Below are 17,317 nucleotides of genomic sequence, written 5' to 3'. Positions count from 1 at the left end.
ACTTCGGCAGATGGCTCGAATTGTCGTGGATGCGGATTCCTGCCCGGTAAAACGGGAGATTGTTGAAACAGCTCACGCTTTTGATGCACAGGTGCTAATGGTGTCTTCTTATGATCATGAGCTGAGGGAAGAGCAAGGAGTGCAAATTATCCATGTGGACCGCAGCTCCCAGAGTGCAGATATGTATATTGCCAACCATATCGTCAAGGATGATATCGTAGTGACTCAGGATTACGGACTTGCTGCCTTGACGATTGCCAAACATTGTAGAACCTTGTCTCCCCGGGGCGAATTATTTCACCCGGGGAATATTGATTATTTGCTTGAACGCAGGCATTATCATGCCAAAGCGCGGCGGGGAGGGCGCTACGCCAAGGGCCCCAAGCCTTTTACGGACACGGATCGCGCTCACTTCCAAGATATGTTGTCAAAACTTTTGCAAGATTTGCAGGAGAATAACTAATTTTAGCGAATTTATATTTACGTGATAGAAGTTGTTTTTTATGGTGGGTGTCCTGCTGTGGGAAACATTTCTAGCTTAGGTGTGAGTTCAGAAGGTCAGCTATATGCACAGACGTTTTGGATTACCTCTTGAAAAGATGAAGGTGGTTTAGATGAGTACCGGAAGAGGAATTCCGGAGGAAGTCATCGAGGCAGTCTTGCGGCAGCATGATATCGTCGACACGGTTGGCAGACACGTTCATCTGACAAAGCAGGGTAAGTATATGAAAGGGCTATGTCCATTCCATTCCGAGAAGACGCCCTCATTCACGGTAACACCCGAACGACAGATCTTCCATTGTTACGGCTGCGGCAAAGGCGGGAATGCCATCAAATTCAGGATGGAAATCGAAGGATTAACTTTCCCTGAAGCTGTAAGAGTGATGGCGGAAGAGGCCCATATTCCATTCGAAGATCGGATGGGGGGACAGGGCGTATCACCGCGGGATCAGGAACTTGAGCAGCTGCTGCAGGCTCATGAGTGGACTTCCAAGCTATATCATTATTTATTGAAGAATACAGAGCATGGCAAACCGGCATTGGAATATTTAAGGTCGAGGGGGTTTAATGATAAAGCGATCGATACCTTTCAAATTGGTTATGCACCTGCACGTTGGGACACACTCGTCCAGTTTTTGGACAAACGCTCCTTTGATCTGTCTGTGATGGAGAAGGGCGGATTGATTTCCTCCAAGCAGGATGGCACAGGATTTGTAGATCGTTTCCGCGACCGGGTTATATTCCCGCTTCATAATCGGACCGGGAAAGTGATCGCTTTTGCCGGACGGATTATGGGCGACGGGCAGCCGAAATATTTGAATTCACCGGAGAGCCGGTTGTTCAGCAAGAGCCGTACGCTGTACAATCTGCATCAGGCCAAGACGGAGATTCGCAAGACCAGGCAATTCGTTCTCTTCGAAGGATATGGTGATGTGATCAGCGCTTGGGATGCAGGAGTTCATAACGGAGTTGCCGGGATGGGAACGGCGTTAACCGAGAGCCATGCGAATATAATGAGAAGTCTGGCTGATGAGGTCATCGTCTGTTATGACGGTGATAATGCGGGACAAGCTGCAGCCCTTAAGAGCATACCGATTCTAGAGGGAGTCGGCTTCAATACGAAAATTGCCCTGTTAAGCGAAGGCCTGGACCCGGATGATTTTATTCAGAAATACGGAGCCGAGCGCTTCAGGTCTCAGGTGTTGGATGGAGCTGTTACTTCCGTCAAATTTAAGCTTATATATCTGAAAAAAAACCATATACTGCTAGAGGAAGACGGAAAGATCGCTTATATCAAAGATGCTCTGGAAATTATAGCTCCTTTGTCTTCTCCGACAGAGCGGGAGATCTATCTGCAGGATTTATCTACGGATCTCCAGGTATCATTTGACAGCTTGAAGCAGGAATGCAATGAATTGCGGCAGACCATGCAAAAAAAGGCTGTCACCGGGGATAATAAGGCCAAAAGGTGGAATAATGGTAGGCATAAAACGGGGCAAGCATCCATGCCGATCTTGTTGCCTGCCTATCAGGTCGCAGAGCGAAGATTGCTCTTCTATATGCTTCAGGATGAAGAGGTTGCCCGTTATGTGAACGAGCATCTTGGAGATGATTTTAACATCGATGATCATGCGGCGATTGCTGCTTATCTATACGCCTACTATGCGCAGGGGAAAGAACCCGATACGAGTCGGTTCGTATCCTCGCTACAGGATGATCGTCTGGAGAAGACCGTGGTGGCGATCGCCATGATGGACATTCCACGAGAATGGAGCTTTCAGGAACTGGACGATTGTATCCGGGAAATCCGGCGGTATCCGTTAATGGAACAAATCAAGCGCAAAAAAGAAGAGATGGTCTCGTCTGAACGAGCCGGTGACTTTATACGCGCGGCACAAATTGCAAGTGAGATTATTGCCCTAGAGAGACAGTAAGAGGTTTGGACTTTGGATGTTTCTAGGGAGGAGGGAGCCCGATATGGCGAATGATCAACATACTGAACTAGAAACGGATTTAACATTAGATCAAGTCAAAGAACGCTTGATTGAACAAGGGAAGAAGAAATCTTCTCTGACCTACAAAGAAATCATGGAGAAGCTTTCTCCGTTTGAGCAGGACCCTGAACAGATGGATGAATTTTTTGAACATTTAGGGGATCTCGGAATTGATGTGAACGGAGATAGTGACGCAGAACTGACGAATCATAGTGATGATGAAGAGCATGAAAATAAGGATGACTTCAATTACGATGATGATTTATCGCTGCCGCCGGGGATCAAGATTAATGACCCGGTACGGATGTATTTGAAGGAGATCGGCCGTGTTCCCCTATTGACGGCAGAGGATGAAATGGAGCTCGCGAAACGTATCGAGAACGGCGATGAAGAAGCCAAGCGCCGTCTTGCTGAAGCGAATCTTCGTCTCGTCGTCAGCATCGCCAAGCGATATGTCGGTCGTGGTATGCTGTTCCTCGATTTGATTCAGGAAGGTAATATGGGCCTGATCAAAGCGGTTGAGAAATTTGACCACAAAAAAGGCTTTAAATTCAGTACCTATGCAACCTGGTGGATCCGTCAGGCTATTACGCGCGCTATCGCCGACCAAGCCAGAACCATCCGGATTCCTGTGCATATGGTTGAGACCATTAATAAATTAATCAGGGTATCCCGCCAGCTGCTGCAGGAGCTTGGACGTGAGCCTGCTCCCGAGGAAATCGCAGCTGAGATGGATCTGAGCGTTGAGAAGGTCCGGGAGATCATGAAGATCGCTCAGGAGCCTGTATCCCTGGAAACGCCGATCGGTGAGGAAGATGATTCTCACTTAGGCGATTTTATCGAAGATCAGGAAGCGCTGGCGCCTGCGGACGCTGCTGCTTACGAGCTCCTTAAGGAACAGCTGGAGGATGTCCTTGATACGCTCACCGAGCGGGAAGAGAACGTGCTTCGTCTTCGTTTTGGCCTGGACGATGGTCGGACCAGAACACTGGAGGAAGTCGGCAAGGTGTTCGGCGTTACACGGGAGAGAATTCGCCAGATTGAAGCGAAGGCGCTCCGTAAGCTTCGTCACCCTAGCCGCAGCAAACGGCTCAAGGATTTCCTGGAATAGCATCGAATAGACCTTCTGCAGCCAGGCAGCAAGGTCTATTTTTTCATCCGCTGCTGTCAGCTGTATTGGCTCCAGACACTACATCAAGGATCGTGTTATCTTCCTCTATTCTGGAAGCCCTTCCTTGTTTTTCATTGTTATTGGTCTTTATTTTAACTTTTTTTCTGGGCTAATGCAAATTGCTGTAAGCATTGTAAATTGTTTTCTTATAAATGGAGTTATAGCAGCTAAAGAATTGGGTGGTGTGATTGACTAAATGAAACTTTCAGCAAGATTGCAGCTCATTGCGGATCAGCTACCGCCGGGGTGCAGGCTAGCAGATATCGGCTCAGACCATGCGTTATTACCGGTCTATGCTGTGAAGCAGGGGAAGGCCTCATTCGCCGTGGCTGGTGAAGTGAATGAGGGGCCGTATGAAGCTGCTCGCAGGCAGGTGGCCGAATCCGGAGAGCAGAGCCGCATTTCCGTCCGTAAGGGGGATGGCCTGGCGGTGATTACTGCGGGCGAGGTCGACACGATTACGATCGCCGGTATGGGCGGGGCCTTAATCGTATCCATTCTGACAAGTGGACAAGACAAACTGGTTGGAGTGAAGCGTCTAGTGCTGCAGCCTAATGTCGGAGAAGAATTTGTACGCAGCTGGCTGATCGAGCATGGCTGGTATTTGATCGAGGAACAAATTTTAGAAGAAGACGGTAAGATCTATGAGATCTTGACGGCTACAGCCGATCCGGAAAGTGCTGTACTAAACGAAGAATTGTATCAGGAGCGTAATTTAGGCGAAGGTGTTGTAGCTTCCAAGGCATTGCTACTGAAGATCGGACCAAGACTGATCGCCCAGCCTTCGGAAGTATTGCTGAAGAAATGGCAGGGAGAAATCGCGAAGCTGGAGAAAATTCATCGTCAGGTAGGATTGTCTAGCCAGGCCTCTTCCCGTGAGCGGAAGAGCGAGCTCAGACAGGAAATAGAACAGCTTAAGGAGGTATGGGCATGCTTGCAAAAGGACAGACCGTAATTCAGTATATGGAGCAGCTGGCTCCCAAGCATATGGCTGTAGAAGGCGATAAGATCGGTTTGCAGCTGGGTAGCTTGAACAAGGAAATCACAGGTATTCTTGTAGCGCTTGACGTGAATGAAGAAGTCGTCGATGAGGCGATCAAGCAGGGGGCGAATTTGATTATTGCCCATCATGCGATTATTTTTAGACCGCTTCCGTCCATACAGATTGATACTCCGATGGGAAAAGTCTATGAGAAGCTAATCAAGCATGATATCGCCGTCTATATCGCGCACACGAACCTCGATATTACAGAAGGCGGCATGAATGATTGGATGGCTGAAGCGCTTGGATTCGAGCCTAGCGCCTCTTTGGAGGATCTTCATACAGATCATCTGTATAAACTCGTCGTATTCGTTCCTAAGGAGCAGCACCAGCGCGTACTGGATGCGATGCTGAATGCCGGGGCTGGAGCTATAGGCAATTACAGCCATTGCAGCTTCAATATTGAAGGCTATGGCACATTCAAGCCAGGGGAAGGCACAGATCCTTATATCGGCTCTCAGGGCAAGCTGGAGAGAGTGAAGGAAATCCGCATCGAGACGATCGTGCCAGCCAGTATCCGCAGTCAGGTTATTCAGGCGATGCTGAAGAATCATCCTTATGAGGAAGTCGCTTATGATCTGTATCCGATGGATCTGAAGGGCCGTACCTTGGGGCTAGGACGTGTTGGTAAACTTGCAGAGCCGATCCTATTAAAAGAGTTCGTGGAGCGTGTCAAAGACAAGCTGGACGTGCCAGCCGTTCGCGTCGTCGGCGATCTGAATCGGCCGATCAAGAAGGCTGCCGTGCTGGGCGGCTCAGGCGGCCGTTACTGGAAGCATGCACTATTCCATGGAGCAGATGTGCTTGTGACGGGAGATGTGGATTATCATACCGCACAGGATGCGCTGATGGCGGGGATAACTATTGTAGATCCAGGACATAATGCCGAGAAGATCATGAAGACCAAAGTGGCTGAGTGGCTGACGGGCAAGCTGGATGAACATAAATATGAAACCAAGGTGCATATTTCCCAGATCAATACCGAACCATTTATGTTCATGTAACCTTGAATGACTAATCTTCACATGAGGACTTTCTGAACTTCCTCTAATTGGACTTGAGTTAAATGGATTAACCTTGTATACTAACTAGTGTTGCATTTTGAAAGTTTGACAGACAATCGCTGGCGGTTTCGATACCGCGAGAGGAAAGTCCGGGCTCCATAGGGCAGGATGCTGGATAACGTCCAGTCGGCGCGAGTCGAAGGATAGTGCCACAGAAACGGACCGCCGATGGCCGCCGCAAGGCGTGCACAGGCAAGGATGGAACCGAGGTGTAAGAGACCCCGAGGAACGCTGGTGACTTCGTTCCTGGTAAACCCCATCTGGAGCAAGACCTAATGGGACGCAGCTTCTTCGGAAGCAGCCTTTGCCCGAGGCGCGTCTAGGTTGGTCGCTGGAACTGCATAGTAATATGCGGTCTAGATAGATGATTGTCACTTACAGCGGGAGGGTAGTTCCCGTTATACCGCTACGAGTACAGAACCCGGCTTATGTCAGACTTTCACCACACTAGCAACACCTTTGTTTATTTGTTCAGAGGCATACCGTGCACCGTGCTGCGGTGATCGCCTCGAGATACATATTCAAAGCATCAAAAGACGGCTGACTCAGCCGTCTTTTTTAATGCGCTATTTCAACCTTTCGATCGCTCTGTCCAGCTTGCGCTCAATTGCCTGCGGCCAGAATTGCAGGGATGCATCTCCGCCTCCGGCGGCCTCAAGGGCGGCGTAGACATCGATTTGTCCGTAGCCGTAGTATTTGTCATGCCCTGCATCGCCAAGATCAATCACGTTATTACGGATAATATCTATCACTTCCGTATTCTTCAGGTCCGGATTGATCGAACGGATCAAGGCAGCCAGGGCGGTGACATGCGGACAGGCCATAGACGTTCCTGACAGGGCCGCATATTGATTGTCAGGATAGGTGCTGGCGATACTCTCGCCCGGAGCCATCACATCCACGTAGTCGCCGTAATTCGAGAAGGAAGCCTTCCTCAGATTATAGTCGGTAGCGGATACGGACAGAACCTCAGGATAGGCTGCTGGGTAGCCTGGGCGTTCCGTATTGTCATTTCCCGTCGCGGCGACGAGGACGACGTCGCGATCATAAGCGTACTTGATCGCTTCGTGCAGAAACTGGGCATCGGCATAATTGCCAAGACTCATATTGATGACTTTGGCGCCGTTATCGGTCGCCCAGATGATGCCTTGTGCGACAGAATAGGTGGTGCCGGCCCCCGTTTGGTCCAGCGCTTTAACCGGAAGTATTTTACCATTCCAAGTCATTCCTGCGATGCCTTCGTTATTATTCACGTTCGCAGCGATGATTCCGGCAACATGGGTGCCATGCCCAACATCATCGGTTGGATCATCATCAGGAGATTGAACATTATAGCCTTTGAGCAATCGTCCCTTTAAATCGGGATGCTGCAGATCAACGCCTGTGTCTACGACAGCGACGATCACATCATTATTTCCCTTTGCCAGCTTCCAGCCGCGAGTCGTCTCGATAATGGGCAGATTCCATTGATATTCTGAGAACAGCATATCATTCGGGATCAGCGGAGTATCATCCAGGCTCGTATCCAGCCCCGTATCCAGGCCCATATCAATGCCCGTCTCATTCGTCATATAGAGATAATGCGGCTCTACATAGTCTGGCTTCCAATTTTTCAGGAAATAAGCCTTAAGCTCATTCATGCTCATCGTATCGGAACGGAAAATATAGGTGTTGACAATCTTCTGAGGCGGCCTGCAATGCAGGTCGTTCATTATTTTCTTACGGTCGGTTGTCGTTAAACCTCGCTTAAATGTGACCACGATCTCATTCTCATAATAATGACTTGCTTTTTCGTTATCATGGCCTGTCTTGACTGTCATATCCCGCAGCGTGTCCGTCTCCACCGATTCAATCTTGTATTTGCCTTCCTTAGGATAGGGGATCAGCCGCAGATTCTTGTGCTGATGCTCCTTGACCTTCCCCAGAATCCCTAGGTCCATGATCGCGATGACACCATTCCGGCCCTCTTTGGCTGGCTCTGCGGTAATATAGAATTTTGGATCTTTCTGCGGAAAAGCAGGGGATTCATAAGCCTTCCCCTTGTGCAACGACTTCTTAGCAAAGCTGATGTAGCTCGCAATCTGCCGCTGTTCCTCAGCATCCGGTTTATAATGAGCAGCCCTTACCTCTCTTGTCCCACCATTTGCATCATTATACCAAATGATCGATTTAAATTGGCGGTGACCCTTTTGCAGTTCCGTGGCTTTGGCTGTCTGTTTGTCCACCGGAATCTTGTGGGAAGCTTCAGCCAGAGAGCGAAGATGCCCTTTCGTATCCATTCGAATTAAACGCTCGGTCGCGGTCATATCCCGATGTAGCATCATTTGCTTCAGGCGTTGCTCTTCTTGCTTTCCGGGCACAGGTCTAGCCTGTTCTGCGGCCTGCTGCGGTGCTTTCTCGTTAAAGGGATACAGGCGGATGATAGCAGCGGCTGCTATGCAAGCTATCCCGACTATGGCCCATTTGAACCATTTCATCTCATTGCCTCCTTGTCCAGCAGTTTGCGGATATGAATTAGGTTGCTATCGAGGCTGTTTTTTTATTCCATGATCATCGACTATAGACCAGCAATAGTCTGCCATCTGCTCCAGCTTTTGTCTTGGTTTAACAGCTGTTTTGAAGGCATAACGAGCACCGGAGAGGGAACACTGATTCCGAGGTGATTAATTATGACAAACGGGAATAAACCCATCGTAAAATGTAGCGTAGCCAATTGTGCTTTTTGGGGAGAGAAAAATATTTGTCAGGCCGATGCGATCATGATCGATGTGGATCATAATGCGAATCGGGAGTATCGGGCGGAATTCGCCGGCGAGTCCTTCGATTCAGAGAATCAGGCGACAGCTGCGACTTCATCCGCTACTTGCTGTCATACCTTCAAGCCAAAGTCATCTTAAGAAGCTCACACACTATAGGAGGTGCTGTTAAGAATGAATGATCGATTTAATAATGACCAGCATAATTTCTACGGAGGGAGAAGGCGTACGGATTTCCCTCGTCAAGATCAAAGCGAGAATTCCACAAGTACGAATAGCAACAATAATAATTTGAATCGGGAAGAATACGCCTCGGAAATATCTCCAACGACTCCAGTAGGCAGGAATAGTTGGGATACCACTGATCACCGCAATGATCGCCCGGAAGGGACTACGGATGTGGAGCGCTCTGACGCTGACACGGCGGATAATAGCGTTGGCCGTACTATAGGCTATGTAGGGGTTGGCCTGGGTATTGCCTCTCTCTTCCTGTGGAGTATCGTTCTTGGACCGCTTGCCGCTGTACTAGGCTTCTATGCGTATAGTCAAGGCAGCAAAACATCGGGGGCTTGGGCGATTGGTCTAGGTATCGTAGCAACGTTGAGTTATTTCTTCTTAATCCCATTTAGCCGCTGATTTGTTGCCAGTTCAATAAGCGGACTTCTAAACAACCTCTTTCAGGCTGACGTCATGGTGACGTCGGCCTTTTGTCCTATTATGCATGAATTTGCCAAAAAGAGGTGGTCATGAGGGGCGGTGGAGTGTAAAATATACATATATCTTTGGTACAAGTAGAGGAGCTTGACGGACATGCAAATTGATTCGCGTACAATGGAACAGCTGATTTCGCTCCAGGTGAAGAATAATATTGATTTGCAAGGAAATGGAGCAGCGGCTGCTTCCAGTGACATAGATGGTTCTTTGTTTGATATTTTGCTGCAGGAAATGATGATGGCCGAGGGGAGTTTAACTTCGGATAACTACGAAGACCAGATTTCTAATATTAAGGTTCAGTTAAATGATTATTTGAACAGCATGAACTGGCAGGGCTCCGATAGCGCAGATTATTATGATACAGGTGCTGTTGAAGCTACGGCTGCCCTGGCTTCTGCGAAGACGGCTGCGACGCCGCGTCGAGAGATCGCCGCGGATATTCAGCAGCTGATTACCGATGCTTCACAGAAATATGGCGTATCCGCCAGCTTGATTCAGGCGGTAATTGAGACGGAATCCTCCTTCAATCTGCAGGTCGTATCCTCAGCAGGAGCCAAGGGCTTAATGCAATTAATGGATGGAACGGCCCGTGGTCTTGGCGTTACGGATTCCTTCGACCCTGCTCAGAATATCGATGGGGGGACACGCTATCTTGCCAATCTGATCAAGCGCTTCGGGGGGAACGAGAGAACGGCTCTAGCTGCTTATAATGCCGGCCCAGGCCGTGTGCAGAGAGCAGGAATCCAGAATGATCAGCAATTGATGGAGAAGCTGCAATTATTGCCGCGTGAGACGCAGAATTATGTATTCAAGGTCATGAACGCGCGCAGTAAATATGAGGTGGCAGAAGTCTAGTCTTGGAGCTGAATCAGCATAACCCGCATGACTAAGGCTGTACTAAGACCGCTTGGCAACAAAGCTAATATATATTAAGATCAAATGGGAAAACGCACCGGTCTCCCGGTAATCTGCGTTTTTTCTTTTGGTCTTTTTTTCGGATTGTATTATGATAATAAGGTTTAAAGAATGAAATGAAATCAGGTGGAATCATGAAATATATGGACTATGCCGCGACTACCCCTCCTCATCCCGAGGTAGCTCGCACGATCGCAGATATAATGAGCCTGCATTATGGCAATCCGTCCTCCTTGCATATTCTGGGCGAGCAGAGTGAACAATTGCTTAAAAAGGCGCGGGAGGTTTGCGCGGGAGCTCTCCAGGTGAGGCCTGCCGAGATCGTATTCACATCAGGGGCTACGGAGAGTAATAATGCGGCGATTAAAGGAGCGGCCCTGCAATTCATGAACCGGGGCAAGCATCTGATCACTACTGAAATCGAGCATCCTTCTGTGTATGAATGTTGCAAGCAGCTCGAGAGTTTGGGTTGGGAGGTTACTTATCTGCCAGTCGATGAGCGAGGTCAGGTGACCCCTGAGCAGGTATGTGCTGCTGTCCGAAGCGATACGGTGCTCGTCTCCGTCATGCATGTTAATAATGAAGTCGGGAGTATAGAGCCTGTCGAGGAAATTGGGCGACGACTCAAGCAGGAGCATCCCCGCGTACTGTTTCATGTTGACGGCGTACAAGGCTTCGGGAAGGTGAGCCTGTCGCTGCAGGACTCCGGGATTGATCTATATAGCTTATCAGCGCATAAGCTTAGAGGCCCGAAAGGGATCGGTCTGCTCTATATCCGTGAGGGCATCAAGCTGCTGCCTTTGCTGGCTGGCGGGGGGCAGGAGGCAGCCAGAAGATCGGGCACCGAGAATATCCCTTATATCGTAGGGATGGCCAAAGCGCTGCGTCTGGCGAACGAGGGACAAAGAGAGCTGGCTGAGCGTTTGCGGCGCTTGCAAGCCGCTCTGATCCGCGGAATATCAGACTTACCAAAGCTAATGCTGAATTCAACCCCTCAGGGGGCGCCGCATATCATTCATTTCTCTTACCCGGGAATGAAGGCGGAAGCTATGCTGCATATGCTTGAGGAGGAAGGCTTCCTCGTGTCAACCAAGTCGGCTTGTTCCTCTAAGAAGAGCGAGCCGAGCCGGGTACTGCTGGCGATGGGCAGAAGCATGGAGGAAGCATCTACAGGGATTCGGATCAGCTTGGGTGAGGAGCATACCGAGCAGGATATAGAACAGTTTCTGGCAGCGCTGCGTAAAGCAGTTGCGCGTATGGAAGATTTGAAAGGGAGAGGCTAAATGAATTTGGATTATGAAATGCTGTTGCTCCGTTTTGGAGAAATTACAGTCAAGGGCAAGAACCGTGCGAAATTTGAAAAGGCAGCATTAGCGCATGTTAGATCGCTGCTTCGTTTCTTTCCGAAGGCTGAAGCGATTCATGAATATGGAAGAATCTATGTGAAATTAAATGGGCAGCCTGCAGATCAAGTGATCGCATCGCTCAAAAATATTTTTGGACTGACCTCGATCAGCCCGGTCAAGGTCGTGCCTTCCAACCTGGAAGAGATCGTTGCGGCTGCGGTGGATTTCGTCAAGAAGCTTCCTCAAGAGGAGCATACTACATTCAAGGTCCATGCTCGCCGGGTCTTCAAGGGCTTTCCCCATTCTTCTCATGAAATGAATCACCTGGTGGGCAGTCCGGTACTTAGCGCTTGTCCTCAATTGAAGGTGGACGTGCATCATCCGGATATTGAGCTGAGAGTGGAGATTCGTGAACATGTGACCTATCTGTTCTGTGAAGTGATTCCGGCGGCCGGGGGCTTCCCGCGGGGAACGAACGGAAAGGCGATGCTGCTATTATCCGGTGGGATCGACAGTCCGGTAGCAGGCTATTCCGCGATGCGCCGTGGCTTGGAAATTGAATGCGTGCATTTCCACAGCTATCCATTTACGAGCAAGAAAGCCGAGGAAAAAGTGCTTGACCTGGCTCAGGTGCTATCAGGCTTCACCGGAAGAATCAAGGTGCATCTTGTCCCGTTCACGGATATACAGACCGCTCTGGCGAAGAGCGGACAGGATAATCTGATCATTACATTGATGAGACGGTCTATGCTTCGCATTGCGACCAAGCTCGCTGAGAAGAATGGTGCGCTTGCCCTCGTTACCGGGGATAGTCTCGGTCAGGTAGCCAGTCAGACGTTGGCCAGCATGAATGTAATAGGCAAGGTTACCGATCTGCCGCTACTACGTCCGCTCGTTATGACTGACAAGGAGGATATCATCACTCTAGCCAAGAAGATTGGGACTTATGATTTATCGATTCTGCCTTACGAGGATTGCTGTACCTTGTTCGTTCCGAAATCTCCATCGACGAATCCAAATTTACGGATTGTTGAGAATATTGAGAACGGCTTGACCGAGCTGGAGAATATGATTGATGCGGCTGTTCAGGGTACAGAGACGGTGATCGTGAAGCCGGATGAAATCATCCGCAAGAAGCCGAAGGATGAGCCGGAGGTTGTTCAGGAGCAGTGGTTCTAGGCTGAATTTTCTCAATGAAGATCAAAAAACGGAATCTTCTTTCGCTAAAGGCGAAAGAGGGATTCCGTTTTTTTGCTTCGTTGGTATTACATTTGTTCTCTAGGTTTCTGTTTGTGGTTTTTCGCTGCTGCCGATTTCTTGCGATAGCCTGCATAAAGGATGACGATGATCGCAATTGCAATTAGCAGATAACGTAAGAAGGGCTTGTCCTCAAAGAAAGGCAGAAAATGTGGCTCTTCCGTAATCATTTTGGCCGCTGTATAAGCTAGAACCCCTGCTCCAAGGTATACGATCCAGGGAAAATGATCCATCAGCTTGATGAAGAGCGTGCTTCCCCAGACAACGATTGGGACGCTGATCAGAAGGCCGATGACAACGAGAATCATATGTTGTCCAGCGGCACCAGCCACGGCGATAACGTTATCGAGTCCCATCGCTGCATCGGCAACTATGATCGTCCGTACGGCCGCCCATAATGAATCCTTCGCTTCGATGGAATCATGGGAGCCCTCATCGGCCAGCACTTTATAGGCGATGAAGAGCAGCAGCACGCCGCCGATAGCTAGCAGCCAAGGAATCCTAAGCAGCCACACGACCAGTAGCGTTGCAACAATACGCAGAATCAGAGCACCGCCGGTCCCGTAGATAATCGCTTTCTTCTGTACGTTATGAGGCAGCCTTCTAGCCGCCATACCGATGACAATCGCATTATCTCCGGCAAGGATTAAATCGATAAATACGATGTTGATCAGTGAGAGAAAAAATGATGCACTTAACCATTCCACTATTGTCACTTCCTCTAAAGATGTATATACGTATTAATTCATATAAAAGATTCATTTGTCCAGCGATTTTTGAAACAGGCATAGCTTGGCTCTTTTTCTCATACAAGTTGTAAGGGAGGGGTGAGCCGTGGAACAGATTATTTTACTATCGGAAATACTGATTATTAACTTGGTCCTTAGCGGCGATAATGCAGTCGTTATAGCCATGGCCAGTAAGGATTTACCCGGACAACAGCGCAGACAGGCCATCTGGTGGGGGGCGGGAGGAGCAGTGGTCCTGCGTTGTATTATGACCTGGATCGCCTTGGTTCTATTAAAAATTCCATTTATTCATGCCATTGGCGGCCTCATGCTGGCTGGAATCGCCTTTAAACTGCTAATGCCCCATGAAGAATCGACTCGGTCAGAGAAGGCCTCCACAATATGGAAAGCGATTCAGACGATCCTGATCGCCGATTTTGTGATGAGTCTTGATAATGTGCTGGCCATTGCTGCGTTAGCTGACGGAGATCTGGCTGTACTGATGATTGGGATTGCCATCAGTATTCCTATTGTGGTCTGGGGCAGTAATATTATTACGGTGCTGCTTCAGAGGCTACCGATTCTTGTGTATCTGGGGGCTGGTATATTAGGGTATACCGCTGGAGGAATGCTGATCCATGATCCTAAATTTGGCGTTATATTGAGTGGGCTGCTTCCAAACCTGATCGATTTATTGCCCATATTGCTGGCAGCGTTGGTCATTATGTTCGGTTGGGTGTCCAAATATAAAGCACGTCGCAATTAATCTGGTAAAATCCCAGACCGCTCTCTTGAAAGTATCAGAGAGTGGTTTTTTATGCCGAATTCATATAAACTTGTAGAAAGAGGATGTCGTACTTTGCTGCGGCATGTCCCTCATTGTCATTTGGAAGGTGTGTGATTACATGTCCGCTAACAACAAGTTGACGACTGGAATTTTGATTCTGTCTGCCGGAATCATTATCCTGCTTGGGAAGCTCGGCGTATTCAGTTTCCTGGGTAGAGCGCTCTGGCCTTTACTTCTCCTGATACCGGGCATCCTGCTACATATGTGGTATTTCTGGAGAAAGGGACCTGTAGAGCTGCTCGTTCCCGGTGGAATTCTGGTCGTTTACAGCCTTATTTTCTTCATCGGCAATTTTGGCGGCTGGCAGACTTTGAAATATATTTGGCCAGCATTCCTGCTTGGCATCGCAGTTGGACTGTTCGAGTATGACTTCTGCTCACCTAAGCGACAACAGGGGGTATTTGCGGGGGCCTTGGTCATCGGCATTCTATCCGTGGCATTGCTTGGCTGGACCCTATTCACTTGGTCGGTGCTCTACTTGCTGGCGATCGTATTGATCATTGCAGGCATCGTCTTGATCGTGACACGGGGGAAAACCCGGCGCGGTTGGTAAATTAAGGTGGGTTATTGATTTTTTGAGATTTTCGCGTATAATATAAGGGATGGTCAAGCGTCGGTCTAATTTGCCCGACGCTTGTTTTGTGGTTCTATTTTCACTTGGTGCCAGGGAATAGATTGCCTATACGTTGTGATGAATTAGATGAACATGTCCGGGCAATTTAATCAGATATAGAAAACGAAAGGATATGGAAAAACAACATGCATGAAAGAGATCACATTCGCAACATTGCGATTATTGCTCACGTAGACCATGGTAAAACAACGCTCGTCGATAAGCTGCTGCAGCAGTCCGGCATTTTCAGAGAGCATGAGGCTGTTCAGGAACGCGCGATGGACTCCAATGATTTGGAACGGGAACGCGGAATTACGATTTTGGCTAAAAATACGGCAATCACGTATAAAGAATATTTGATCAATATCGTCGATACTCCAGGGCATGCTGACTTCGGCGGTGAAGTTGAACGGATCATGAAGATGGTCGATGGTGTTCTGCTCGTCGTCGATGCTTATGAAGGTTGTATGCCACAGACGAAGTTCGTGTTGCGCAAAGCACTGGAACATGATTTGACCCCGATTGTCGTCGTCAACAAAATTGACCGCCCGGCAGCTCGTCCGGCTGAAGTAATCGATGAAGTGTTGGATTTGTTCATCGAACTGGAAGCAAGTGATGAGCAGTTGGAATTCCCCGTTGTATACGCATCTGCTTTGAATGGGACATCGAGTCTTGATCCAGAGAAGCAGGATGACAATATGCTCGCCCTTTATGAGACGATTATCGATCATATCCCTGCCCCAACGGAAAAAGTTGATGAACCTTTGCAGTTTCTTGTAACGCTGATGGACTATAACGAATATTTGGGACGTATTGCGATCGGCCGTGTGAACCGCGGAGTTATCCGCGAAGGTCAATCTGTAGCTGTTATGCTGCGAGACGGCAGCAAGAAGATGGCCCGGATTGAGAAATTATTCGGCTTCCAAGGGCTGCGCCGTGTAGAAATCGAAGAAGCAGGCGCTGGGGATATCGTGGCGATTTCTGGTATTAAGGATATCAATATCGGTGAGACGATTGCGGATGCTAACCATCCTGAGGCACTTCCGGTGCTCAAGATCGACGAGCCTACCTTACAGATGACTTTCCTGGTTAATAACAGTCCATTCGCTGGACGCGAAGGGAAATGGGTGACTTCCCGTAAGCTGCGCGAGCGTCTGTTCAAGGAATTGGAGACGGACGTGTCGCTTCGCGTCGATGAGACGGATAGCCCGGATGCCTTCATCGTCTCTGGCCGGGGCGAGCTTCATCTCGGTATCCTGATCGAGAATATGCGTAGAGAAGGCTATGAGCTGCAAGTATCGAAACCAGAGGTTATCGTGAAGGTGATCGACGGTGTCAGAATGGAGCCGATTGAACGTCTCATGATCGATGTACCTGAGGAGAGCATGGGCGCTGTTATGGAGAGCCTGGGCTCCCGTAAAGCTGAAATGGTGAATATGACGAACAGCGGTAATGGACAGGTTCGTCTTGAATTCCTGATTCCTGCCCGCGGCTTGATCGGTTATACGACGAATTTCATGACCTTAACCCGCGGCTATGGCGTAATGAACCATGCCTTTGACAGCTATGGTCCGTTCGCTGGCGGCAATGTCGGTGGGCGTCATGAGGGCGTACTGGTGTCGAGTGAGAATGGCGTATCGACATTATACGGTATTCTCGGCATCGAGGATCGCGGTATCTTGTTCGTTGAACCGGGTGCAGAGATTTACGAAGGTATGATCGTCGGCGAACATAACCGTGACAATGATATCGTAGTTAATATTTGCAGAGAGAAACAATTGACCAACGTGCGCTCCGCGACGAAAGATGAGACAGTGAAGATGAAGACGCCGCGTATATTCTCCTTGGAGCAAGCGCTGGAATATTTAAATGATGATGAATATTGCGAAGTTACACCGAAGTCGATTCGTCTGCGCAAGAAGATCTTGAACAAGGGCGAACGGGAGCGGGCTGAAAAACATCGCAAAATGTCCGAAGCTAATCTATAATGGTAATATATTCATTATGATGTGAGCGAAGGAGGAAGCTGGCCATGCAGGCTTGGTTCGCGCAAAATCCGGTCATTTCTTATATTTTGATTTATGTGCTTGTCATCTTTGTATACAACAAGGTGTTTCGTTCCCAACAGAAGCTTCCGCTTTTGAAAGAGATCATTTTGTATGTTTTAATGGCGATCGGCTCATTCCTTCTGCTTATTTTTCAAATCGACAAACTGCCGATTATTCAATGCTTGCTCGTTGCCGTCGTGCTGATGCTGATGGTGCGTATCCGTTATTTTGTGGAAGGGCGACGGAGCAAGAAAGAGAAGTCAATGCCTGTAACTGGTGACCAAAGCGAATAAGCCTGTCGTTCAATAGCATAATCCAGAT

The 17,317-nt window shown here is 48.8% G+C and carries 16 protein-coding genes and 1 other RNA gene; 15 read left to right on the top strand and 2 right to left on the bottom strand.

Going from position 1 to position 17,317, the window contains the following annotated elements; translation table 11 throughout:
• The first annotated feature begins 10 nt into the window (after positions 1 to 10).
• From BFJ94_RS10795 to rnpB, 6 genes are all read left to right on the top strand, one after another.
• Positions 11 to 463, top strand: a complete 453-nt coding sequence (locus BFJ94_RS10795; protein WP_120462677.1) for a YaiI/YqxD family protein — start codon at positions 11 to 13, stop codon at positions 461 to 463.
• A gap of 151 nt (positions 464 to 614) precedes the next feature.
• Positions 615 to 2,435, top strand: a complete 1,821-nt coding sequence (gene dnaG, locus BFJ94_RS10790; RefSeq protein WP_120462676.1) for a DNA primase — start codon at positions 615 to 617, stop codon at positions 2,433 to 2,435.
• Between the two features lie 43 nt (positions 2,436 to 2,478).
• Positions 2,479 to 3,606, top strand: coding sequence for an RNA polymerase sigma factor RpoD (gene rpoD / locus BFJ94_RS10785; protein WP_120462675.1), 1,128 nt, complete (start codon positions 2,479 to 2,481; stop codon positions 3,604 to 3,606).
• A 256-nt stretch (positions 3,607 to 3,862) separates the two neighbouring features.
• The gene (locus tag BFJ94_RS10780; RefSeq protein ID WP_120462674.1) at positions 3,863 to 4,621 is read left to right on the top strand and encodes a tRNA (adenine(22)-N(1))-methyltransferase; all 759 of its coding nucleotides are present in this window, start codon (positions 3,863 to 3,865) and stop codon (positions 4,619 to 4,621) included.
• Entirely contained in the window at positions 4,597 to 5,712 is a 1,116-nt protein-coding gene (locus BFJ94_RS10775; RefSeq protein ID WP_120462673.1) for a Nif3-like dinuclear metal center hexameric protein, read from the top strand. Before BFJ94_RS10780 ends, BFJ94_RS10775 begins: the two co-directional genes overlap by 25 nt.
• Before the next feature lie 100 nt (positions 5,713 to 5,812).
• An RNA gene (rnpB, locus tag BFJ94_RS10770) (RNase P RNA component class A) lies at positions 5,813 to 6,216 on the top strand.
• A 122-nt stretch (positions 6,217 to 6,338) separates the two neighbouring features.
• On the opposite strand, the gene BFJ94_RS10765 is transcribed toward rnpB, so the two are convergent.
• Entirely contained in the window at positions 6,339 to 8,249 is a 1,911-nt protein-coding gene (locus BFJ94_RS10765) for a S8 family peptidase (protein ID WP_120462672.1), read from the bottom strand.
• Between the two features lie 192 nt (positions 8,250 to 8,441).
• Between BFJ94_RS10765 and BFJ94_RS10760 the strand changes: the two genes are divergently transcribed.
• The 5 genes from BFJ94_RS10760 to thiI all read left to right on the top strand — a co-directional run bounded on the left by BFJ94_RS10760 (position 8,442) and on the right by thiI (position 12,682).
• Positions 8,442 to 8,669, top strand: a complete 228-nt coding sequence (locus BFJ94_RS10760; RefSeq protein WP_120462671.1) for a DUF1540 domain-containing protein — start codon at positions 8,442 to 8,444, stop codon at positions 8,667 to 8,669.
• A 33-nt stretch (positions 8,670 to 8,702) separates the two neighbouring features.
• Complete coding sequence (locus BFJ94_RS25830; RefSeq protein ID WP_229716772.1) at positions 8,703 to 9,164, top strand: hypothetical protein; 462 nt, start codon at positions 8,703 to 8,705, stop codon at positions 9,162 to 9,164.
• A 174-nt stretch (positions 9,165 to 9,338) separates the two neighbouring features.
• Positions 9,339 to 10,097 carry a lytic transglycosylase domain-containing protein gene (locus BFJ94_RS10750; protein ID WP_120462670.1) on the top strand — a complete coding sequence of 253 codons (759 nt, stop codon included), beginning with the start codon at positions 9,339 to 9,341 and terminating at the stop codon, positions 10,095 to 10,097.
• 194 nt (positions 10,098 to 10,291) lie between these two features.
• Complete coding sequence (locus tag BFJ94_RS10745; RefSeq protein WP_120462669.1) at positions 10,292 to 11,440, top strand: cysteine desulfurase family protein; 1,149 nt, start codon at positions 10,292 to 10,294, stop codon at positions 11,438 to 11,440.
• A 6-nt stretch (positions 11,441 to 11,446) separates the two neighbouring features.
• Entirely contained in the window at positions 11,447 to 12,682 is a 1,236-nt protein-coding gene (gene thiI / locus BFJ94_RS10740; RefSeq protein WP_120465189.1) for a tRNA uracil 4-sulfurtransferase ThiI, read from the top strand.
• A gap of 86 nt (positions 12,683 to 12,768) precedes the next feature.
• On the opposite strand, the gene BFJ94_RS10735 is transcribed toward thiI, so the two are convergent.
• Positions 12,769 to 13,467: a TerC family protein gene (locus tag BFJ94_RS10735; protein ID WP_120462668.1), complete on the bottom strand. Its 699-nt coding sequence runs from the start codon at positions 13,465 to 13,467 to the stop codon at positions 12,769 to 12,771.
• A 127-nt stretch (positions 13,468 to 13,594) separates the two neighbouring features.
• Here BFJ94_RS10735 and BFJ94_RS10730 point away from each other — a divergent pair, with 127 nt between their 5' ends.
• The 4 genes from BFJ94_RS10730 to BFJ94_RS10715 all read left to right on the top strand — a co-directional run bounded on the left by BFJ94_RS10730 (position 13,595) and on the right by BFJ94_RS10715 (position 17,289).
• Positions 13,595 to 14,254 (top strand): TerC family protein, encoded by a 660-nt coding sequence (locus BFJ94_RS10730; protein WP_120462667.1) that lies wholly within the window; start codon positions 13,595 to 13,597, stop codon positions 14,252 to 14,254.
• Positions 14,255 to 14,393: 139 nt separating this feature from the next.
• The gene (locus tag BFJ94_RS10725) at positions 14,394 to 14,888 is read left to right on the top strand and encodes a hypothetical protein (protein ID WP_120462666.1); all 495 of its coding nucleotides are present in this window, start codon (positions 14,394 to 14,396) and stop codon (positions 14,886 to 14,888) included.
• 206 nt (positions 14,889 to 15,094) lie between these two features.
• Entirely contained in the window at positions 15,095 to 16,936 is a 1,842-nt protein-coding gene (gene typA, locus BFJ94_RS10720; protein WP_120462665.1) for a translational GTPase TypA, read from the top strand.
• Between the two features lie 44 nt (positions 16,937 to 16,980).
• Positions 16,981 to 17,289, top strand: coding sequence for a YlaH-like family protein (locus tag BFJ94_RS10715; protein WP_120462664.1), 309 nt, complete (start codon positions 16,981 to 16,983; stop codon positions 17,287 to 17,289).
• Positions 17,290 to 17,317: the final 28 nt, after the last annotated feature.

Source organism: Paenibacillus aceti, from assembly GCF_003614185.1.
Taxonomy (GTDB): domain Bacteria; phylum Bacillota; class Bacilli; order Paenibacillales; family Paenibacillaceae; genus Fontibacillus; species Fontibacillus aceti.
Note: the sequence above shows the minus strand (reverse complement) of the source record. Positions and strands in the feature narration are given on the sequence as shown.